Source organism: Clostridium saccharoperbutylacetonicum N1-4(HMT) (genome assembly GCF_000340885.1).
Classification (GTDB): Bacteria; Bacillota; Clostridia; order Clostridiales; family Clostridiaceae; genus Clostridium; species Clostridium saccharoperbutylacetonicum.
In genome coordinates this window covers 1,892,904-1,910,178 of sequence record NC_020291.1, presented here as the reverse complement: position 1 = coordinate 1,910,178, position 17,275 = coordinate 1,892,904, and the positions used below count along the sequence as shown (strand labels likewise).

Sequence of the window (17,275 nt, the reverse complement as noted above, 5' to 3'; positions counted from 1 at the left end):
GTATACGTTTCAATTATTAATTATCATTAGTCAAGAAATCCCCTTAGGATTTCTTGATGTCAGATGTAAAATCTTAATTAGAACTTACATATTATAGATATCCAAATTAATAATCAAACTTATAAATGGAATATACATACATCATTGAGAAATTATAATCGTAACACTACACTAGAAATCAGATACATTTTTCTGGAAGCAGGCATGTGAAATTGAGCTGATGATGGTTGTTAAGCAGAGAACCCAAATCTGTGATTTGGTGTGAATCGCTTACTCAGCGAACGAACGTGAGTCGAGTTTCCTCTATGGCTTGTTTCATTTACAGCTTGTCCAAAAGTGAATGTCCAAATTTTATATTTGGAAACATGAACTTTCTCCTTGGGGATTTTACATCTGGAACACGCTGAAATGATGGCAAGCCCACATTTAGAACCTTCCAGCGAAAATTTCACTAGTCCTGTGGAAGACAAATGTATTGGATTTCGGTAAGTTCCGCATATGTCTAATTCTTGCTTTGAATATCTATAATTTAGAAATTATTTAAGAAAGGAACAGGTGAATACATGTATAAAGTTTCTTTTCAGCAAATCAACTATTTTCTGGTAATGGCAGAAAAATTAAATTTTACTGAAGCTTCAAAATCATTATATATTTCGCAACCTGCACTCAGTAAACAAATACAAATATTAGAAAAGGAATTGGGATTATCCCTTTTTATACGTAATAATCAATCTATATCCTTAACGCCAAGCGGACAAGCTCTTGTGAAGAAATGGAGCAGTTTAGAAGAAATGTTTACACAATCCGTTTCTGATGCTAAACTCTTAAGTCATACTTCGACAGGCACATTAAATATTGGAAGTACTGAAACCTTCGACTGTGAAGAATCCATTCTTGAATTAGTTGAAACTTTTCGAAAAGCTTATCCAAATATAAATATTAATTTAGAGTTATATGGTTTTAAGGAGCTACGTGAAAAGTTAAATTCAAAGGCCTTAGATATTGTCTTTGTTCCATATTTCGAACTTGCAGCCTATAAAGATATTACAAGTATTCACTTTAAAGAAGTTGAACTTGCAATTGCCATATCAACTTCTAATCCTTTATCTAAATTAGATAACTTAACAATAAAAGATTTGCTGGATGAACCTTTCGTAGTTATATCTTCTGATGAATCTTCCAATGGAATTGAAAGAATTAAAGAAGCCTGCAAACTAAATGGATTTTCCCCAAATATAGTAAAATACACTAAGAATATGAATTCCTTAATTCTAGCTGTTAAAAATGGCGATGGAGTTACCTTTTGTAATAATAAAATACCAGTTGATAAAAAAATTCGCCTATATAATTATTCTAACCCTTCAAGGGACTCTGATATTTTTGCGGTATGGAAATCAAATAACCTAAAAATAGAATTAAATTTTTTTAAAGATGAACTTTTAAAATTCAATAATAAAGAAGAACTTAATGGCACTCCACTACCTCAGAGAAATTCTTCATAATTTACAAGAAAACCATAGAGCATTGTGCTTCTCTATGGTTTCTTAATTATAATATGCCTCACTAACTTAATAGGCCTTTAATTTGAGCATCCATTTCTTTTTTACTTATCTCTCCCAAATGATCATTAACTATATCTCCATTTTTATCAATAAACAAAGTTCTAGGGATAGATTCAATATTATAACTTCGTGCTGCAGAAATATCTTTATCAAATAATACCTTCATATTATAATTATTATCACTTATATATTTCTTAGCAATATCAACAGTTTCTCTTTGTCCATCAGTCATATTCACCATTAAAACTACCAATTCTTCTTGCTTATATTTACTTGAAACTTCATTGAATATTGGCATTTCATCTTGACAAGGTGGACACCAGATAGCCCAGAAATTTACTATAACTGGTTTTCCTATATAATCTGATAATTTTACTTTATTCATATTTTCATCATATACAACGAAGTCTTTTTCTTTCTTTTTGTTTTGTGAATTATCTGTTTGACTCTGAGTATCCTTTTGGCTATAAGAGGTACTCAAGGAGTTATAGCCTATATAAGCTATTCCCAAAAATCCTACAAAACATATTATTGCTATTAACAATTCTTTCTTTTTCATAAAATCCTCCTATACAGTTAAAAATGAAAGTAATTTATTTAAATATCCAGTCATAATAGAAATACCAATAACAATAAGAATTATTCCAGATACAGTATTGATAATTTTATAATTTCTCTTTATAAAATCAAAGGTTTCTTTAACTTTATCAATTAAAATGGCACATAGCACAAAAGGAATTCCTAAGCCCAAACTATATATTAAAAGCATTATCGCTCCCTTTGTAACGTCTTGAGCATTAACAGCAAGCATAAGAGCTGCTCCCAAAAAAGTTCCAACACATGGTGTCCAACCTATTGCAAAAATCATTCCAAAAAGAATTGAAGATAAGAATTTCAAATTTTTTATTTGTGCATTTAGCTTCAAACTTCTTTCCAAAAATGGAATTTTAAATATTCCAATATAATTCATCCCAAAGATAATTACTAATAATCCACAAAAAAAGTTGATAATAGAATTTTCCTCTTTAATAAAGCTTCCAAAGGTTCCTGCTAATGTGCCTAGTAATGTAAATATTATGGTAAAGCCTAATACAAACCCCAACGAATTTGTAAATGCATCATATTTACCTCTTTTTTCTTTTTCATTGCTTCCAATAAAATAAGAAACATATAAAGGCAAAAGTGGTAAGATGCAAGGTGATATAAAAGTTATAATACCTTCTAAAAATAACAAAAAATATTCCATCTCTTATCCTTTCTATATTTTTATTTGCTTAAACTATAGATACACAACATAAAATTTAGATTTATGCAACAATTACCGAAATCCAATACATTTGTCTTCTACAGGACTAGTGAAATTTTCGCTGGAAGGTTCTAAGTGGAAGGTTGCACCCATTTCTGCATGTTCCTAAAGTAAATTTATGACAAGCAGAAAATGGAACAACCTTCCACTAATAACCATCATCAGCTCAATTTCACATGCCTGCTTCCAGAAAAATGTATCTAATTTCTAGTGCAGTGTTACGATTATAATTTCTTGATAATGCATACATATTCCATTTATAAGTTTGAGTATTAATTGGGATATCTATATATAATTCTTCACCTTATATTATAGATAATTTCCATATTTTTGTATGTGATTAAGTTACATATGAATATCCAAGTTTGGTTATGTAAAGCATAAAAAAGCGACTTAACTTTAAGTCAAGTCACTTTTTTCAACTTACTCTTTGTGAAGGTATAATAGTTATACGTATCAATTTATCTATTATTATAATCTTTCTACAATAAGTGCAGTACCCATACCCCCACCTATACATAAAGTTGCTAATCCATATTTTGAATCTCTCTTTTGCATTCCATAAAGCAAAGTAGTAAGTATCCTAGCGCCTGATGCTCCAACTGGATGCCCAATTGCTATAGCTCCTCCACTTACATTAACTTTCTTCATATCAAAATTCAAATCCTTTGCTACAGCTAAACTTTGAGCTGCGAAAGCTTCATTTGCTTCTATTAAATCTATATCTTCTATCGTTAGATTTGCTTTCTCTAAAGCCTTCTTAGTAGCGTGAAATGGTCCATATCCCATAATAGCTGAATCTAATCCTTTTGATCCATAAGATACTATTTTTGCCATTGGCTTTAAGCCAAGTTCTTCTGCTTTTTCAGCACTCATAACTACTATAGCTGCAGCACCATCATTTATTCCCGAAGCATTTCCAGCTGTAACAGTTCCCTCTTTCTTAAAAGCTGGTTTTAGCTTAGCTAAATCTTCTATAGTTGTTCCAAATCTCGGAAACTCATCTGTATCAAACACTATCTCGCCTTTTCTAGTTTTTATAACTACTGGAACTATCTCAGCTTTAAATATCCCTTCTTCTATAGCCGCTTGTGCTTTTTGTTGAGATGCTGTTGCAAATTCATCTTGCATTTCCCTCGTTAAATTCCATTTTTCAGCTATATTTTCTGCTGTAATTCCCATATGATATCCCTCAAAAGCATCTGTTAAAGCATCATTAACCATTGTATCTACAATAGTTCCATTCCCCATTCTTTGTCCCCATCTTGTAGTTGGTAGTACATATGGTGCTGCTGACATATTTTCCATACCACCAGCTACTATGACATCAGCATCTCCTGCTTTTATTAATTGAGCTGCTAAACTTACTGCTCTTAATCCTGACCCACAAACTTTATTTAAGGTAAATCCAGGAACTTCTTCTGGTAAACCAGCTTTTACTATAGCCTGTCTAGTTACATTTTGACCTAAACCTGCCTGTATAACATTTCCCATTATAACTTCATCTACTAATTCTGGTTTAACTTTTGCTCTATTAAGCGCTTCTTTAATAACTAATGCCCCTAGTTCAGCTGCTGGAACTTCCTTCAAAGCTCCACCAAACTTTCCAACTGCAGTTCTAACAGCACTTACAATAACTACTTCTTTCATTTATGCTCCTCCTATATTATTATTTAAAAATACCTCTTGCTTTATCCTTAGTTACCTGATTAATATCTTTGCTTCTCTTTTATCTTTACGCATCATTGCAATTATTACTATTTCTCTCTATTGATATCAATCATACTCTCTTCTATTTAAGTTCGTACTATCAATTAAGAAGCAATTACCATGCCACAAATTATAATTTTTCAACTCTTCCTCATACAAGAAATATGTATAATGTTCTAAATTCCACATTTAGCCATCAAATTTTTTTGTAAAATTTGTTTTCAATTAACCAAAAACATTCTGCCCATGAAAATGTTAATTCGAAATCAACTTAACTATATTATTTATTTTAAGTCAGGAATGTATTATATTTTCACATAACTCTATTTTAAACTAAAAAATTATGGATAGCATTTCTTCAAAATACTATCCATAATTCTTATTACAATATTTTTATATCACTTTAAAAGGCCATAATAAATATTCTTACTCCCACAATAGCTAAAGCAACTGCAAGACTTTTAATTATTGCTGTCCCACAGATTTTCTTAGAAAATCTTGCACCTATCTGTGCTCCAAATAATACTCCTATTGATAAGGCCACTGTCTGTATAATGCTAGATTGAAGCACTCCATTTACTACATGAACTGCTGTCCCTGAAAAGGACATTACTGCTAAAACAAAATGGGAAGTTGCAGTTGCAATATGTACAGGGTAATTTAAAAGATTAACTAGTACAGGAACATGTATTATTCCTCCACCTATTCCTAAAAAGCTGGACATAAATCCTACAAATACACTTACAACAATCCCTGTTATAGGATTGTAGGAAAATGTATGTTCATTTCCTTCAACATCAATTACTGTTCTTGTTACGTATCCATTCTTTACTGCTATAGTAGTTTCTTTTGTTTCATTTTTAGTCTTAAATATCAAAAATATTCCTACTACAACTAATATCACTCCAAATATTCCATTAAAAAGTTGTCTTGGTACATATGAGGTTATTATTGAACCTAATATTGAACCTGGCAGTGTTGCAATTGCAAAAACTATTCCAGATTTATAATCTATACGCTTCATTTTATAATATGCAAAAGAGCCAGATAATGCATTAAAAAATACAACTGTTAATGAAATACTAGTTATTGTATCTGGACTTTTATCCGGATATAACAGCAATAATATAGGCACTAAAATAAATCCTCCACCAGCTCCTATTAAAGTTCCAAAGGCACCAACAAGGAAACCTAACGGGGTTAACCATAAAAATTGCAACAAATTTAAGACCTTCTTCCATATTACTTATAATTTTTAGTATCTATTGACCAATCTCAACTTTCTCATTATATTAATTTACAAATCCTTTATTAAATATTATACCATACTTTTAACCATTTTGGTGATAAGTTTTCATATTTTTAGAAACCCCTTAAGAGATTTCTAAAATATAATTAAATCAATTTCTACTTGTCTTAAGTCCTACTCTATAATAACTTACTGCTAAAAAAATTATCCAAGCTATAACTCCTGTTAAACTTACAAACTGAGCCATTCTAATATTTCCAAGCATCAAGCTATCAGTTCTCATACCTTCAATTACAAATCGTCCTATTGAATATAGTCCAATATATGTCATAAATACAATTCCATTCTTTTTACTCTTTCTAAGTAAAAGCATTAATATTACGAAAACACTAATATTCCAAACAGATTCATATAAGAACGTAGGATTATAATAAACTCCTTGTATATTCATTCCCTTTTGTATGAACATAGGAAAATGTTTAATAAATTCATAGCTTACTGCATCCCCATGAGCTTCTTGGTTAAAGAAATTCCCCCATCTCCCTAAGGCTTGGGCCAAAATAATTGAAGGTGCTGCAACATCTGCAAATTGTATAAAGTTTAATTTTTTGACTTTTGTATAAATCAAGGCTGTTCCTATAGCAAAAATAAGCCCTCCATGTATAGCCAAGCCTCCATTTCTTATGTTAAAAGCATCTATAATATTATTTTTATAATTATCAAATTCAAATATAACATAATACAATCTTGCCCCTACAATCCCAATTGGCAGTGACCATAGTACAATATTTAATAAATTTTCATAATCAACTTCTCTCCACTTGCAATTATATTGTGAGATTAATATCCCTAGTACAATTCCTGTTGCAATTAATATTCCATACCATCTTACATCAAAGCCTCCAATTGAAAACGCTGTTGGATTCATAATTTCACATCCTTATCATTTCTCGTGTAGCCGGCGCTAAACGGATTAATTTAGTATTTTTTCTATAACCATAGCACATGCTCCCACTGCTATAGAATTATCTTCAAAGTATCCTCCTTTGCTAAATTTAATGCGTGTATCTTTTATATGACACTTTTGAGTAGCAATTTCTTTTGCTTTATCATAAAACAACTTTGAATGTTGTATTAATGGCCCACTTAAAATTATTAGTTCTGGATTGAATAATTTTATATAATTTGCAAGTCCAATTCCAAAATATAAAGCTGAATTTTTAATGATATTTTCAGCAATTTCATTTTTTCTTTCTGCTAAACTGCAAACATCCATGTAATTTATGTGGTTTAAATTTTTCTTTAAAGCTAATGCTTTACTCCCTTTAATTTCTTCTATAAATTTATCTGTTATGTTTAATATAGATACATAACTTTCTATACATCCATAATTTCCACAAGAACACTTTTGTCCATTTGCTTCTACAATCATATGTCCAAAGGCATCCTCTAAATTATTAATTGTTCTTATTAGTACCCCTGACGATATAATTCCAGTTCTTATTCCAACACCACAATTAATATATGCTATGTTATTTTTGCCCTTTCCCATTCCAAAATTATACTCTCCAATAACTGCTGCATTAGCACCATTATCAATAAATATTGCTGAAGCAAATTTTTTTTCTAATTCTTTCTGCAATGGAATGGCATTAAAACCACCAACTATACCTATACCTATACCAACAATATACGAATCATTAATATGCACTTTTTCAGCTAACTCTTCTATGGCATTAGGTATAATTTCGGATATAGAGTCAATATTATATTCATTACTTAACAATCTTTCTCCCTTTATATCCAACTTTAAATTTGTTATAACTATTTTTGTGTATATTCTGGATATATCAAGCCCTATAAGATAATATTCCTCTTTATTTACATCATATAAGCTTGGTTTTCTTCCTCCTGTAGACTCTCCAATTTCACTTTCTACAATTAGTTTTTCACCAAGTAATATCTTAAGACTTCTATTTAATGTGGTTAACTTAATTTTTGTCATATCTATTAATTCGTTTTTAGTAATAGGCCCCTTTTCTTGTAGAACACTAAAAATATATTTACATCTTTCATCTAATGCTTCAAAGCCCTTATATGTTTTCAAGAAATCCACTTCCTTTCTCCTTACTTAAGAATATCACCTTTTAACCATTTTAGAAATAAGTATATATGTTAAATTTTTTCGAACTTTATAAAAAACATATTTTAAAAGGCCCCAGAATTAATGTTGTCCACTGAAAATTGCAAAAAAAATGGCTAGGGAGCTCTCTTACTCCCTAACCTATCTATAATACTAATATTTCAATTTTATACTTACGCCATTTTCATACGCATTTTTATTTGTGCTATCTCAAAACTATTTTGTGCTGTTGCTAGTTCTGAACTTCTTGCATCTTCTCTAGTTTCTTTTATATTCACTTTAATCGAACCAGTATCAACTTTTATGTCTTTTATGTCAGATTCTATTCTGTCTAATCTTCCATTAATACTTTTAATATCAGCTTTCATTTCCTGCTGGTCCTTTTGCATTTGTTTTAGTATCTCTAGAATTTCATTATCCACTAAATATGTCACCTCACAAAATATTCAGAGTAATGCTATTATAACATAAAAATATATGAAGTGTCATAATTATTTTTATCAATTTTTTATTTTAATTCCATGACACGAATCGCTTGAAGAGCAACCACTACAGCCACATCCACAGCCACTTTCACCACTTTTAGCTTTTTTGATTTGTTTACCAATTACAAATGCTATAAATCCAAATATAATTGCACTTAATACTATTGTTGCTATCATAAATACCACTCTCCTATTTCTAAAATTTGAGGCAGTGAATGAACACTGCCTTTTTTCTTTATTATCTTGTATAACTCAATTGTCCCTTAACTTCTTTTTCTTTAGTATTTCTTCCAGTTAGTATAACTATTGCCACAACACCAACTGCAATAATTACAGATACTACTGCGCCAATTAAACTTCCTGTTCCTAATATATAATTTCCCACTTGATTAATAACTAAGGCAACTATATATGCAGTTCCAGTTTGGAAACCTAAAGTAATGAATGTCCATTTCCAATTTCCCATTTCACGTCTTATCGCACCAATTGCTGCAAAACAAGGAGCGCAAAGTAAGTTAAAGGCCATAAATGCAAAGCCACTTGCTGCTGTAAACATTACTCCAATATTACTAATTAAAGCTGGATCAGTTTCTGACGCACCATCAATTCCATATAAAACTCCAAATGTACCAACAAGATTTTCTTTAGCTACAAGTCCAGTTACAGTTGCAACTGCTGACTGCCAATTTCCAAAACCAAGCGGTGCAAATATAGGTGCTACAACATTTCCTATACTAGCTAGTATACTATTATCTGCATCAACCATTTCAAACGACCAGTTAAAGGTCTGTAAGAACCATACTGCCGAACAAGAAACAAGAATAATTGTTGCTGCTTTTTTCATAAAAGCTGTTACTCTATCCCACATATGAATCATAACACTCTTTAAACCTGGAATATGATATTGTGGAAGTTCCATAACAAATGGTGATGGATCACCTGAAAACAATCTAGTTTTCTTTAAAATGATACCACAAGAAACAATCATAATTATTCCTAAGAAGTAAGCTGATGGAGCAACCCAAGTTGCATCATCAAAGAAGGCTGAAGCTATTAAAGCTATTACTGGAAGCTTAGCACTACATGGAATAAAAGTAGTTAACATAATAGTCATTTTTCTATCTCTTTCATTTTCCATTGTACGAGTAGACATTATACCAGGTACACCGCAGCCTGAACTAATTAACATTGGTATAAATGATTTTCCTGATAAACCAAACTTACGGAAAATTCTATCCATTATAAAAGCAACACGCGACATATATCCACAATCTTCAAGGATAGATAAGAATAAGAACAATAAAGCTATTTGTGGAACAAACCCGATAACAGTTCCAACACCACTAATTATTCCACTTGATATTAATCCTTGTAACCAATCTGCAACTCCTGCACCTGCCATCCAATCAGAAACATTTCCTTGAATTATTTCTCCAAACAAGGTGTCATTTATCCAGTCAGTTCCTATTGTTCCTATTGTTATTGCAATATAATACACAACATACATTATAGCCACAAAAATAGGTAAAGCTAAAAATCTATTAGTTACAATTTTATCTATTCTATCAGAAGTTGTTTCCTTAATATTACTATTCTTTTTAACAGCAGCTGAAACTACTTCCCCAATAAATGCATATCTATCACCTGTAACAATACTTTCACTATCATCATCAAGTTCAGTTTCACATTCAGTAATTAAGATCTCAACTTCATCTAATATATCTTTAGAAATTTTTAACTTTTCAATTATATTTTCATCTCTTTCAAAAAGTTTAACTGAAAGCCAACGTTTCTCTATTCCTTCAATTGAAATATTTTTAGTTATGATTTCTTCAATTTTTTTGAAAGCGTCATTTGCTTCCTTTGAATATTGTAATGCAAATTTAGGTTTATTATTTGAATTAGCGACCTCAATTGCTTTTTCTGCTGCTAATTTAATACCTTCACCTTTAAGGGCAGAAGTTTCAACTACAGGGCAGCCAAGAGTTTTTGATAATTTATTTATATCAATTTTATGACCATTTTTCTGAACAATATCCATCATATTAAGAGCTATAACTGTTGGTATTCCAAGCTCTAAAATTTGAGTTGTTAAATATAAGTTTCTTTCAATGTTAGATGCATCTATTATATTAATTACTGCATCAGGCTTATCATTTAACATAAAATTACGAGTTACAACTTCTTCAAGAGTATATGGTGATAAAGAATATACACCTGGTAAATCTACAATTTCAACATCCTTATGACCTTTTAATTTACCACCTTTTTTTTCAACTGTAACCCCTGGCCAGTTTCCAACATATTGAGATGAACCTGTAAGTTCATTAAACATAGTTGTTTTACCGCAGTTAGGATTACCTGCTAAACCTATTTTAATTGACATTTCTATTCCCCCTAATCTTACTCTACAATTATCATTTCAGCATCAGCTTTACGAAGTGATAATTCATAGCCTCTAACTGTAACTTCGATTGGATCTCCAAGTGGCGCTACCTTACGAACATAAACTTCACAACCTCTTGTAATTCCCATATCCATGATACGTCTGCGAACAGCTCCAAGCCCATCAACCTTTTTTACTTTAACTGTTTCTCCACATTTTATTTCTTTTAAAGAACTCATTATAATTCCATTCCTTCCTAAACTATTATTCTGCTTGCTAAACTTTTATCTAATGCAACTCTACTGTCCTTTACACTGATTATGAGATTTCCTCCAAGTTCAGAAATAACCTTTATGCTTTCTCCAATAACTAAACCTAAGCTATTTAAAAATCTTTTTGTTTCATCATTTCCAGTAATTTTTTTAATATTCATTTCATTACCTTTGTCTGCTAGTATCAATGGCATACAAATCTCCCCCTATTCTATTTTCATATAGTTAAATCATAGTTTTAGTTAAATCCAGTACTTAAACTACAAAAAAATTTAAATTAATAATTCCATTCAATTGATACTTTATATCAATCACTACACTTATATGATACCACTCTTTTTACTTATTGAAAATGATTTTCATTCATATTTTCTCAAAATGCATTTTTATCATTGATAACGTTGTATTTTTAACTTATTTTCATTTTATTTATTAATTCTATATACTTTTTTATTAATATATCATTTTGCCATAATTTCAATTCTCAACTACCACTTAATAGACCTTTATATATTTACTTTAAATATAGATATCAAATTTAAGAATCAAACTTATAAATGGAATATACATGCATCATTGAGAAATTATAATCGTAACACTACACTAGAAATTAGATACATTTTGCTGGAAGCAGGCATGTGAAATTGAGCTGATGATGGTTCTTAATAGGGGCTTGTTTCATTTCAGCTTGTCCAAAAGTGAATGTCCAAAAAGTAAGTGTCCAAATTTTATATTTGGAAACATGAACTTTCTCCTTGGAGCTTTTACATCTGGAACATGCTAAAATGACGACAAGCGGTCATTTAGAACCTTCCAGCGAAAATTTCACTAGTCCTGTGGAAGATAAATGTATCTGATTTCGGTAATTGTTGCATAAATCTAATTTTTGCTTTGGATATCTTTAAGTTTTTTAAACTTTACTCCAATAAAAAAATGGAACTCAAATCAATTCAAGTTCCATTCCTTCTTATTTCATTAACAATATATATTTAAATTATCAAGGTTCAACACTCAATAATTAATTAATGTTGATTTCCTTTTAAAATCTTTAAATTTTGAACAATTCTTTTTGCAACATATATACTTATATTATTCTTTTATTAATCCTGGAAGTACTATTGTAAAGGTGGTACCAACGTTCACTTCACTTTCTACTTCGATCTTCCCTCCATGAGCTTCAACAAAAGCTTTTGTTATTGTAAGCCCTATACCTGAGCCTCCCGTATTTTTATTTCTAGATATATCACTTCTATATAAACGTTCAAAAATGTAAGGAAGATCTTTTTCAGGTATTCCTAACCCGTTATCCCTAACTTTAATTATAATATTATCCTTCTCTTTTTTTAATATAACTGTAACTTTTCCTTTATCCTTCAAATATTTATAAGCATTTGAAAGTAAGTTATTCATAATCTGCACCAATTTATCTTTATCTATCATTCCTGTTATATCTGGAACTATGCTGCTGATTAATTCATAATTCTCTTTATTATAAATAGGTTTATAATTATCTATAATTTTCTCTATTTCAGCTGAAACATTAATTTTACTTTTGCTTAAGCTCATATTCATTTGTTCGAGCTTTGCTAAATCTCGTAGATTATCCACCATTTTAGTTAGTCTTTCTATTTCCTCATAAAAAATTTCAAACCGTTCATTAGTTGGTTCCCAAATTCCATCCATAAAAGCTTCTACATGAGTCTTTAAGGTAGTTAATGGAGTTCTAAGTTCATGAGCCATATCTGAAGTCATTCTCTTCCTAAGCATTTCTTGATTACTTAAAGTTTCTGCAAGGTAATTTATAGAATTTGAAAGTTCAATTATTTCTTTTGTATTTGAATTAGTCTTTACCCTAACACTCAACTCACCATTTCTCATTAAATTTGCCGTTTCTGTTATCTTAGCTAGAGGCTTTGATATTTGCCTTGAAATAACTACACTAAGAATAATTCCAAAGACTAATGCTGCTAAAGCTGATATCATAAAGGAATGATTTAAAGTACTGACAAAGGTTACTGATGCAGAAGATAAATAAGAAGTTCCAAAATAGCCTACAATTATGCTTCCAACATTTTTATCATTAACAGTTAAAGGATATTTATTTTCATTATATTCTCCAACATTAATGCCGGAAAAATTTCGCATCATTCCTCCGCCCATCATAGACCCCATCATATTTTTATGCTGCAAATGAGCTTTTCCTGAAGAATAAATTGTATTGTTGTTTATATCTTTAATTTCTATATACATCTCTTGCAACTCAGCATATCTCTGTATTTCATCTGTGTTTATTTTGCTGTTTCCATTTTGTGTACTATATAATTCATCTATAATTTTAACAACATTTTCTACCTTTGCATTATGCTCATCAACTAAATAATTTTTAAATTTACTTCCTACTGTGTAATTGGAAATAACACTTACCAAGATAATTGACCCTAAAACAGCTAAAATAAAACCTAAGGATAATTTTTTTACTAAAGATATTTTCATTTCTTCACCTCTTCAGCATTTGGTTTAAATTTATAGCCAATTCCATATAGTGTTACTATGTATACAGGTTCCTTAGGATTACTTTCTATTTTTTGGCGAATATTTTTAATATATGTATCTACTGTTCTGTCAAAACCTTCATACTCCCCTCCAAAAGCTCTTTCTACTAATTCTTCTCTTGAAAATACTTTTTCAGGGTTCATGATAAAAATAGTTAATATTTTAAATTCATTTGTTGTTAAACTGGCAAGTTTGCCTTCTTTTTTAACAAGCATTTTTTTTATATCAACTTCTAAATCCTTATTGTTAAAGGTTAATATATCAGCCATAGGTGCAAAATTCTTATAGGTTCTTCTAAGTAAAGCCCTAACCCTTGCAACAAGTTCACGTACACTGAAGGGCTTTGTTAAATAGTCATCAGCTCCTATTGATATTCCTTCTATTTTTTCATCTTCTTCTGCTTTAGCTGTAAGCATGATTATTGGTACGCTGGAACTTGCTCTAATTCTTCTACATACTTCTTCACCTGTTAGCCCTGGAAGCATTAAATCCAAAATTATAAGATCAATGTTGCCACTATTAAATATATCTATTGCTGTCCTTCCATCCATTGCAGAAATAACTTCAAAGTTTTCCTTTTCAAGGTATGCCTTAACTACATCTAATATATTTTGTTCATCATCAACAACTAATATTTTAAAGTTATTACTCAATTCTCTCACCGCCTTTATCCTATGACTATATTATATAGCTATAAAAAAGACTAGAGTATAGATTATTTTAAATTACCTTACTCTAGTCCTTATGTTTTACTTAATTTTTCTGTCTAAAAGTATATTTCTTCTCTTTATATATTCTTCCTCGCTAATTTCTCCACCTGCATATTTTTCATTAAGTATCTTTAAGGCTGAATTAGATTTATTGATAAATTCTTTATATAATTTTATACCTATAAATATTACTAAAATAAATATCAATAATCTAAAGCCCATTCCTAAAAACATTCCTTCATATCCCATAGCATTACCTGGTCCAAAGCCACCACGTCCTCCAAAATTACTACAAAACATAACTATTTCCTCCTTTACGCATATTATAATGTATTGCTTTCTATATATTTATTATATAAAGGAAATGTGGGGGAATTATGAAGATAAATTAATTATATGTTATCCCTTATTATTACAAATTATGATTTTTATTTCGTTTTTTCTTTAACATTAAGTTTTTTTGTGTATAATTAATATTAAGAAAGAACTTTTAAAATTTTTTGAATTTTAAAAATTCATATAAAATTAACTATATAAAATTAAAATATTTTTTTCTGTGACTTTGTCACAAATCTATTAATAATATTTTGTTAAAATTTTTTTGAATAAGGAGGGATTTATATGGATTTTAATTTATCCTTCAGTACTGCAGATATATTTAGAAGTCAGCCAGAGCTTGAACCTGACAACATCTATGATTTACTAATTATCGGAGCTGGTCCAGCTGGACTTAATGCCGCTTTATATGCAAAACGTAAAGGACTTGATGTTGCAATTATTACAAAAAGAAAAGGTGGTCAAATCCTTGATACTTCTACCGTTGATAACTATCTAGGTTTTGCAAACATTAGTGGCGAAGGCTTAGTTGATGAATTTTTAAATCATGTTGAAAAATTAGAAATACCCATTCTAGAAGATACTGAAGTTATTGATACTTTTTCTGATAATTTAATACACCAGATTGTATTATCAACTGGTGAAACTTATAAAACCAAAACATTATTGGTTGCCACAGGCTCAAAACCTCGACAATTAGATGTACCTGGTGAAATTAAGTATGCTGGCAAAGGCGTTGCTTATTGCGCAATATGTGATGCTCCTCTATTTAAAAATAGAAATGTATTCATTGCTGGTGGCGGTAATTCAGCTGTCGAAGCAGCACTCGATATTGCTAAATTTGCAAATTCTGTAACTTTAATTCACAGAAGCCAGTTAAGGGCAGATAAAATTTTAGTGGATCAACTTTATAGTCATTCCAAAATATCTGTATATTTAAAAACAAAGATATTAGAAATTACAGGTGATGATGTTATGACAGGGCTATCACTTGAAAATACCGAAACGCTTAAACAATTCCGCTTAAAAGGCGATGGAATATTTATAGAAATAGGCCATACACCTAATATAGGTCCTTTTAAAGATATTTTAAAGCTCAATGAACGTGGAGAAATTATCACTAATGAAAGAAAAGAAACTAATATACCAGGGATTTTCGCTGCTGGTGATATAACAAATTCGATGTATAAACAAATTATTATTGCTGCAAGCGATGGTGCTATTGCCGCACTTGCAATCAATGAATATATTAATCAAAACAAATTATAGAAATTATTCAAGGAGGAATAAATATTATGAAACTTTTTAATAAAGAATTAGAAGAGCAATTAAAAGATGTATTTAGTAATTTAGTTGATGATGTGAATATACTTTTATTTACAGATAACAACTGTGACAGTTGCGCTGCAACTATAGATTTTGTAGATGAAATTGAAGCGCTAAGTGATAAAATCCACTTAGAAAAATATACTTTAGCAGATAATGCTGATTTAGCTGATAAATATAACGTAAAATTAGCACCAAGTTTGGTTTTATTAGATGCAAAAAGAAACTATCTAGGTATTAAATTCAATGGAGTACCTGCTGGGCATGAAATAAATTCCTTTATTAGTACTATATTAGAGGTTTCTGGAGCTCAAAAGGGTCTTCCAGAAAGTATAGTAGCTAGAATAAAGGCAATAGATAAACCTGTTAATATCAAAGTCTTTGTTACACTAACTTGCCCTCACTGCCCTGGTGCAGTTCAAACAGCTAATAAGCTTGCATTAATGAATGAAAATATTGAAGCAGAAATGATTGAAGCTCAAACTTTTAGAGATTTGTCTTCTCGCTTTAAGGTATCAAGTGTACCTAAAATTGTCATTAATGATAAGTATGAGCTAGTTGGAAATCAACCAATACAAGAATTCTTAAATACAATAGAATCAATTTAAAAATAGACTTATTATAAAGCAAGGAAAACAGTAATTTTCCTTGCTTTTATTTTTGGCACATTCAAACAAATAACAAGTCTATTTTCTAGCCTATTTTCCATCATTCTACGTCGGCAAATTGCCCTAATAGCTCGCTATAAGAGCAATTTGCCTCCTTGCCTGATGAAAAATATGCATAGAAACTTTTGACTTGTTATTTACTTTCATGTGCCTTATTTAATTAAATATTAACAAAGATACACTTGACTAAACATTATATATAGTAGTAAAATTATCAAGAAAATTGAAACTTTGTTAGGTGAGGCTCCTATACAGATACATGCTGCTGCCCGGAAACGTCGAAAGACGCCAATGGGTCAACAGGTATTACCGGATTAAGGTTCTACTTAATGTAGCCGAAAACTTTAGTTTTTCTATGCTGTATAGTGCTAAAACTCAACGAGTGAAGGCAAACATCAAAATTAATATTAGTATAGGCATTTTATGTGCATTTATATGATTTTTATTTAGATTACTACCCCTTCACCTTAAGTGAAGGGGTTTATTTTTTAAGGAGGTGTATCCAAATGGATGATAATGATACGGATGAGGATAATATGTATTTTTATTTAAGTTCAAGTAATACTATT

General features: G+C 30.2%; 17 protein-coding genes and 1 riboswitch. Of the genes, 3 read left to right on the top strand and 14 right to left on the bottom strand.

Features of this window, described 5'->3' with window-relative positions; all coding sequences use genetic code 11:
- Window positions 1–563 precede the first annotated feature (563 nt).
- Entirely contained in the window at window positions 564–1,502 is a 939-nt protein-coding gene (locus tag CSPA_RS08480) for a LysR family transcriptional regulator (protein WP_015391825.1), read from the top strand.
- Window positions 1,503–1,563: 61 nt separating this feature from the next.
- Here the strand turns inward: CSPA_RS08480 and CSPA_RS08475 are convergent, their stop codons facing one another.
- From CSPA_RS08475 to CSPA_RS08415, 14 genes are all read right to left on the bottom strand, one after another.
- Window positions 1,564–2,121, bottom strand: a complete 558-nt coding sequence (locus tag CSPA_RS08475) for a TlpA family protein disulfide reductase (protein ID WP_015391824.1) — start codon at window positions 2,119–2,121, stop codon at window positions 1,564–1,566.
- A 9-nt stretch (window positions 2,122–2,130) separates the two neighbouring features.
- Window positions 2,131–2,808 carry a cytochrome c biogenesis CcdA family protein gene (locus CSPA_RS08470; protein WP_015391823.1) on the bottom strand — a complete coding sequence of 226 codons (678 nt, stop codon included), beginning with the start codon at window positions 2,806–2,808 and terminating at the stop codon, window positions 2,131–2,133.
- A 531-nt stretch (window positions 2,809–3,339) separates the two neighbouring features.
- A complete protein-coding gene (locus CSPA_RS08465; protein WP_015391822.1) occupies window positions 3,340–4,518 on the bottom strand; it encodes an acetyl-CoA C-acetyltransferase in 1,179 nt (392 codons plus the stop codon).
- A gap of 463 nt (window positions 4,519–4,981) precedes the next feature.
- A complete protein-coding gene (locus CSPA_RS08460; protein WP_015391821.1) occupies window positions 4,982–5,800 on the bottom strand; it encodes a sulfite exporter TauE/SafE family protein in 819 nt (272 codons plus the stop codon).
- Window positions 5,801–5,978: 178 nt separating this feature from the next.
- The gene (gene lgt / locus CSPA_RS08455) at window positions 5,979–6,755 is read right to left on the bottom strand and encodes a prolipoprotein diacylglyceryl transferase (protein WP_015391820.1); all 777 of its coding nucleotides are present in this window, start codon (window positions 6,753–6,755) and stop codon (window positions 5,979–5,981) included.
- A gap of 45 nt (window positions 6,756–6,800) precedes the next feature.
- Window positions 6,801–7,943: an ROK family transcriptional regulator gene (locus tag CSPA_RS08450; protein ID WP_015391819.1), complete on the bottom strand. Its 1,143-nt coding sequence runs from the start codon at window positions 7,941–7,943 to the stop codon at window positions 6,801–6,803.
- A 200-nt stretch (window positions 7,944–8,143) separates the two neighbouring features.
- A complete protein-coding gene (locus tag CSPA_RS08445) occupies window positions 8,144–8,392 on the bottom strand; it encodes a hypothetical protein (RefSeq protein WP_017810752.1) in 249 nt (82 codons plus the stop codon).
- Between the two features lie 78 nt (window positions 8,393–8,470).
- Entirely contained in the window at window positions 8,471–8,632 is a 162-nt protein-coding gene (locus tag CSPA_RS29075; protein ID WP_015391817.1) for a FeoB-associated Cys-rich membrane protein, read from the bottom strand.
- 61 nt (window positions 8,633–8,693) lie between these two features.
- Complete coding sequence (feoB, locus tag CSPA_RS08440; protein ID WP_015391816.1) at window positions 8,694–10,841, bottom strand: ferrous iron transport protein B; 2,148 nt, start codon at window positions 10,839–10,841, stop codon at window positions 8,694–8,696.
- Between the two features lie 17 nt (window positions 10,842–10,858).
- Entirely contained in the window at window positions 10,859–11,080 is a 222-nt protein-coding gene (locus tag CSPA_RS08435) for a FeoA family protein (RefSeq protein ID WP_015391815.1), read from the bottom strand.
- Window positions 11,081–11,097: 17 nt separating this feature from the next.
- A complete protein-coding gene (locus tag CSPA_RS08430) occupies window positions 11,098–11,307 on the bottom strand; it encodes a FeoA family protein (protein WP_015391814.1) in 210 nt (69 codons plus the stop codon).
- An 895-nt stretch (window positions 11,308–12,202) separates the two neighbouring features.
- A complete protein-coding gene (locus CSPA_RS08425) occupies window positions 12,203–13,606 on the bottom strand; it encodes a sensor histidine kinase (protein ID WP_015391813.1) in 1,404 nt (467 codons plus the stop codon).
- Window positions 13,603–14,319, bottom strand: a complete 717-nt coding sequence (locus CSPA_RS08420) for a response regulator transcription factor (RefSeq protein WP_015391812.1) — start codon at window positions 14,317–14,319, stop codon at window positions 13,603–13,605. Before CSPA_RS08420 ends, CSPA_RS08425 begins: the two co-directional genes overlap by 4 nt.
- A gap of 96 nt (window positions 14,320–14,415) precedes the next feature.
- Entirely contained in the window at window positions 14,416–14,676 is a 261-nt protein-coding gene (locus tag CSPA_RS08415; RefSeq protein ID WP_015391811.1) for an SHOCT domain-containing protein, read from the bottom strand.
- Between the two features lie 321 nt (window positions 14,677–14,997).
- On the opposite strand from CSPA_RS08415, the gene CSPA_RS08410 reads away from it, so the two are divergent.
- Window positions 14,998–15,981 carry an NAD(P)/FAD-dependent oxidoreductase gene (locus CSPA_RS08410; RefSeq protein WP_015391810.1) on the top strand — a complete coding sequence of 328 codons (984 nt, stop codon included), beginning with the start codon at window positions 14,998–15,000 and terminating at the stop codon, window positions 15,979–15,981.
- Window positions 15,982–16,007: 26 nt separating this feature from the next.
- Window positions 16,008–16,646: a protein disulfide oxidoreductase gene (gene pdo, locus CSPA_RS08405; protein ID WP_015391809.1), complete on the top strand. Its 639-nt coding sequence runs from the start codon at window positions 16,008–16,010 to the stop codon at window positions 16,644–16,646.
- Between the two features lie 283 nt (window positions 16,647–16,929).
- A riboswitch (M-box (ykoK) riboswitch) is annotated at window positions 16,930–17,100 on the top strand.
- Window positions 17,101–17,275 lie beyond the last annotated feature (175 nt).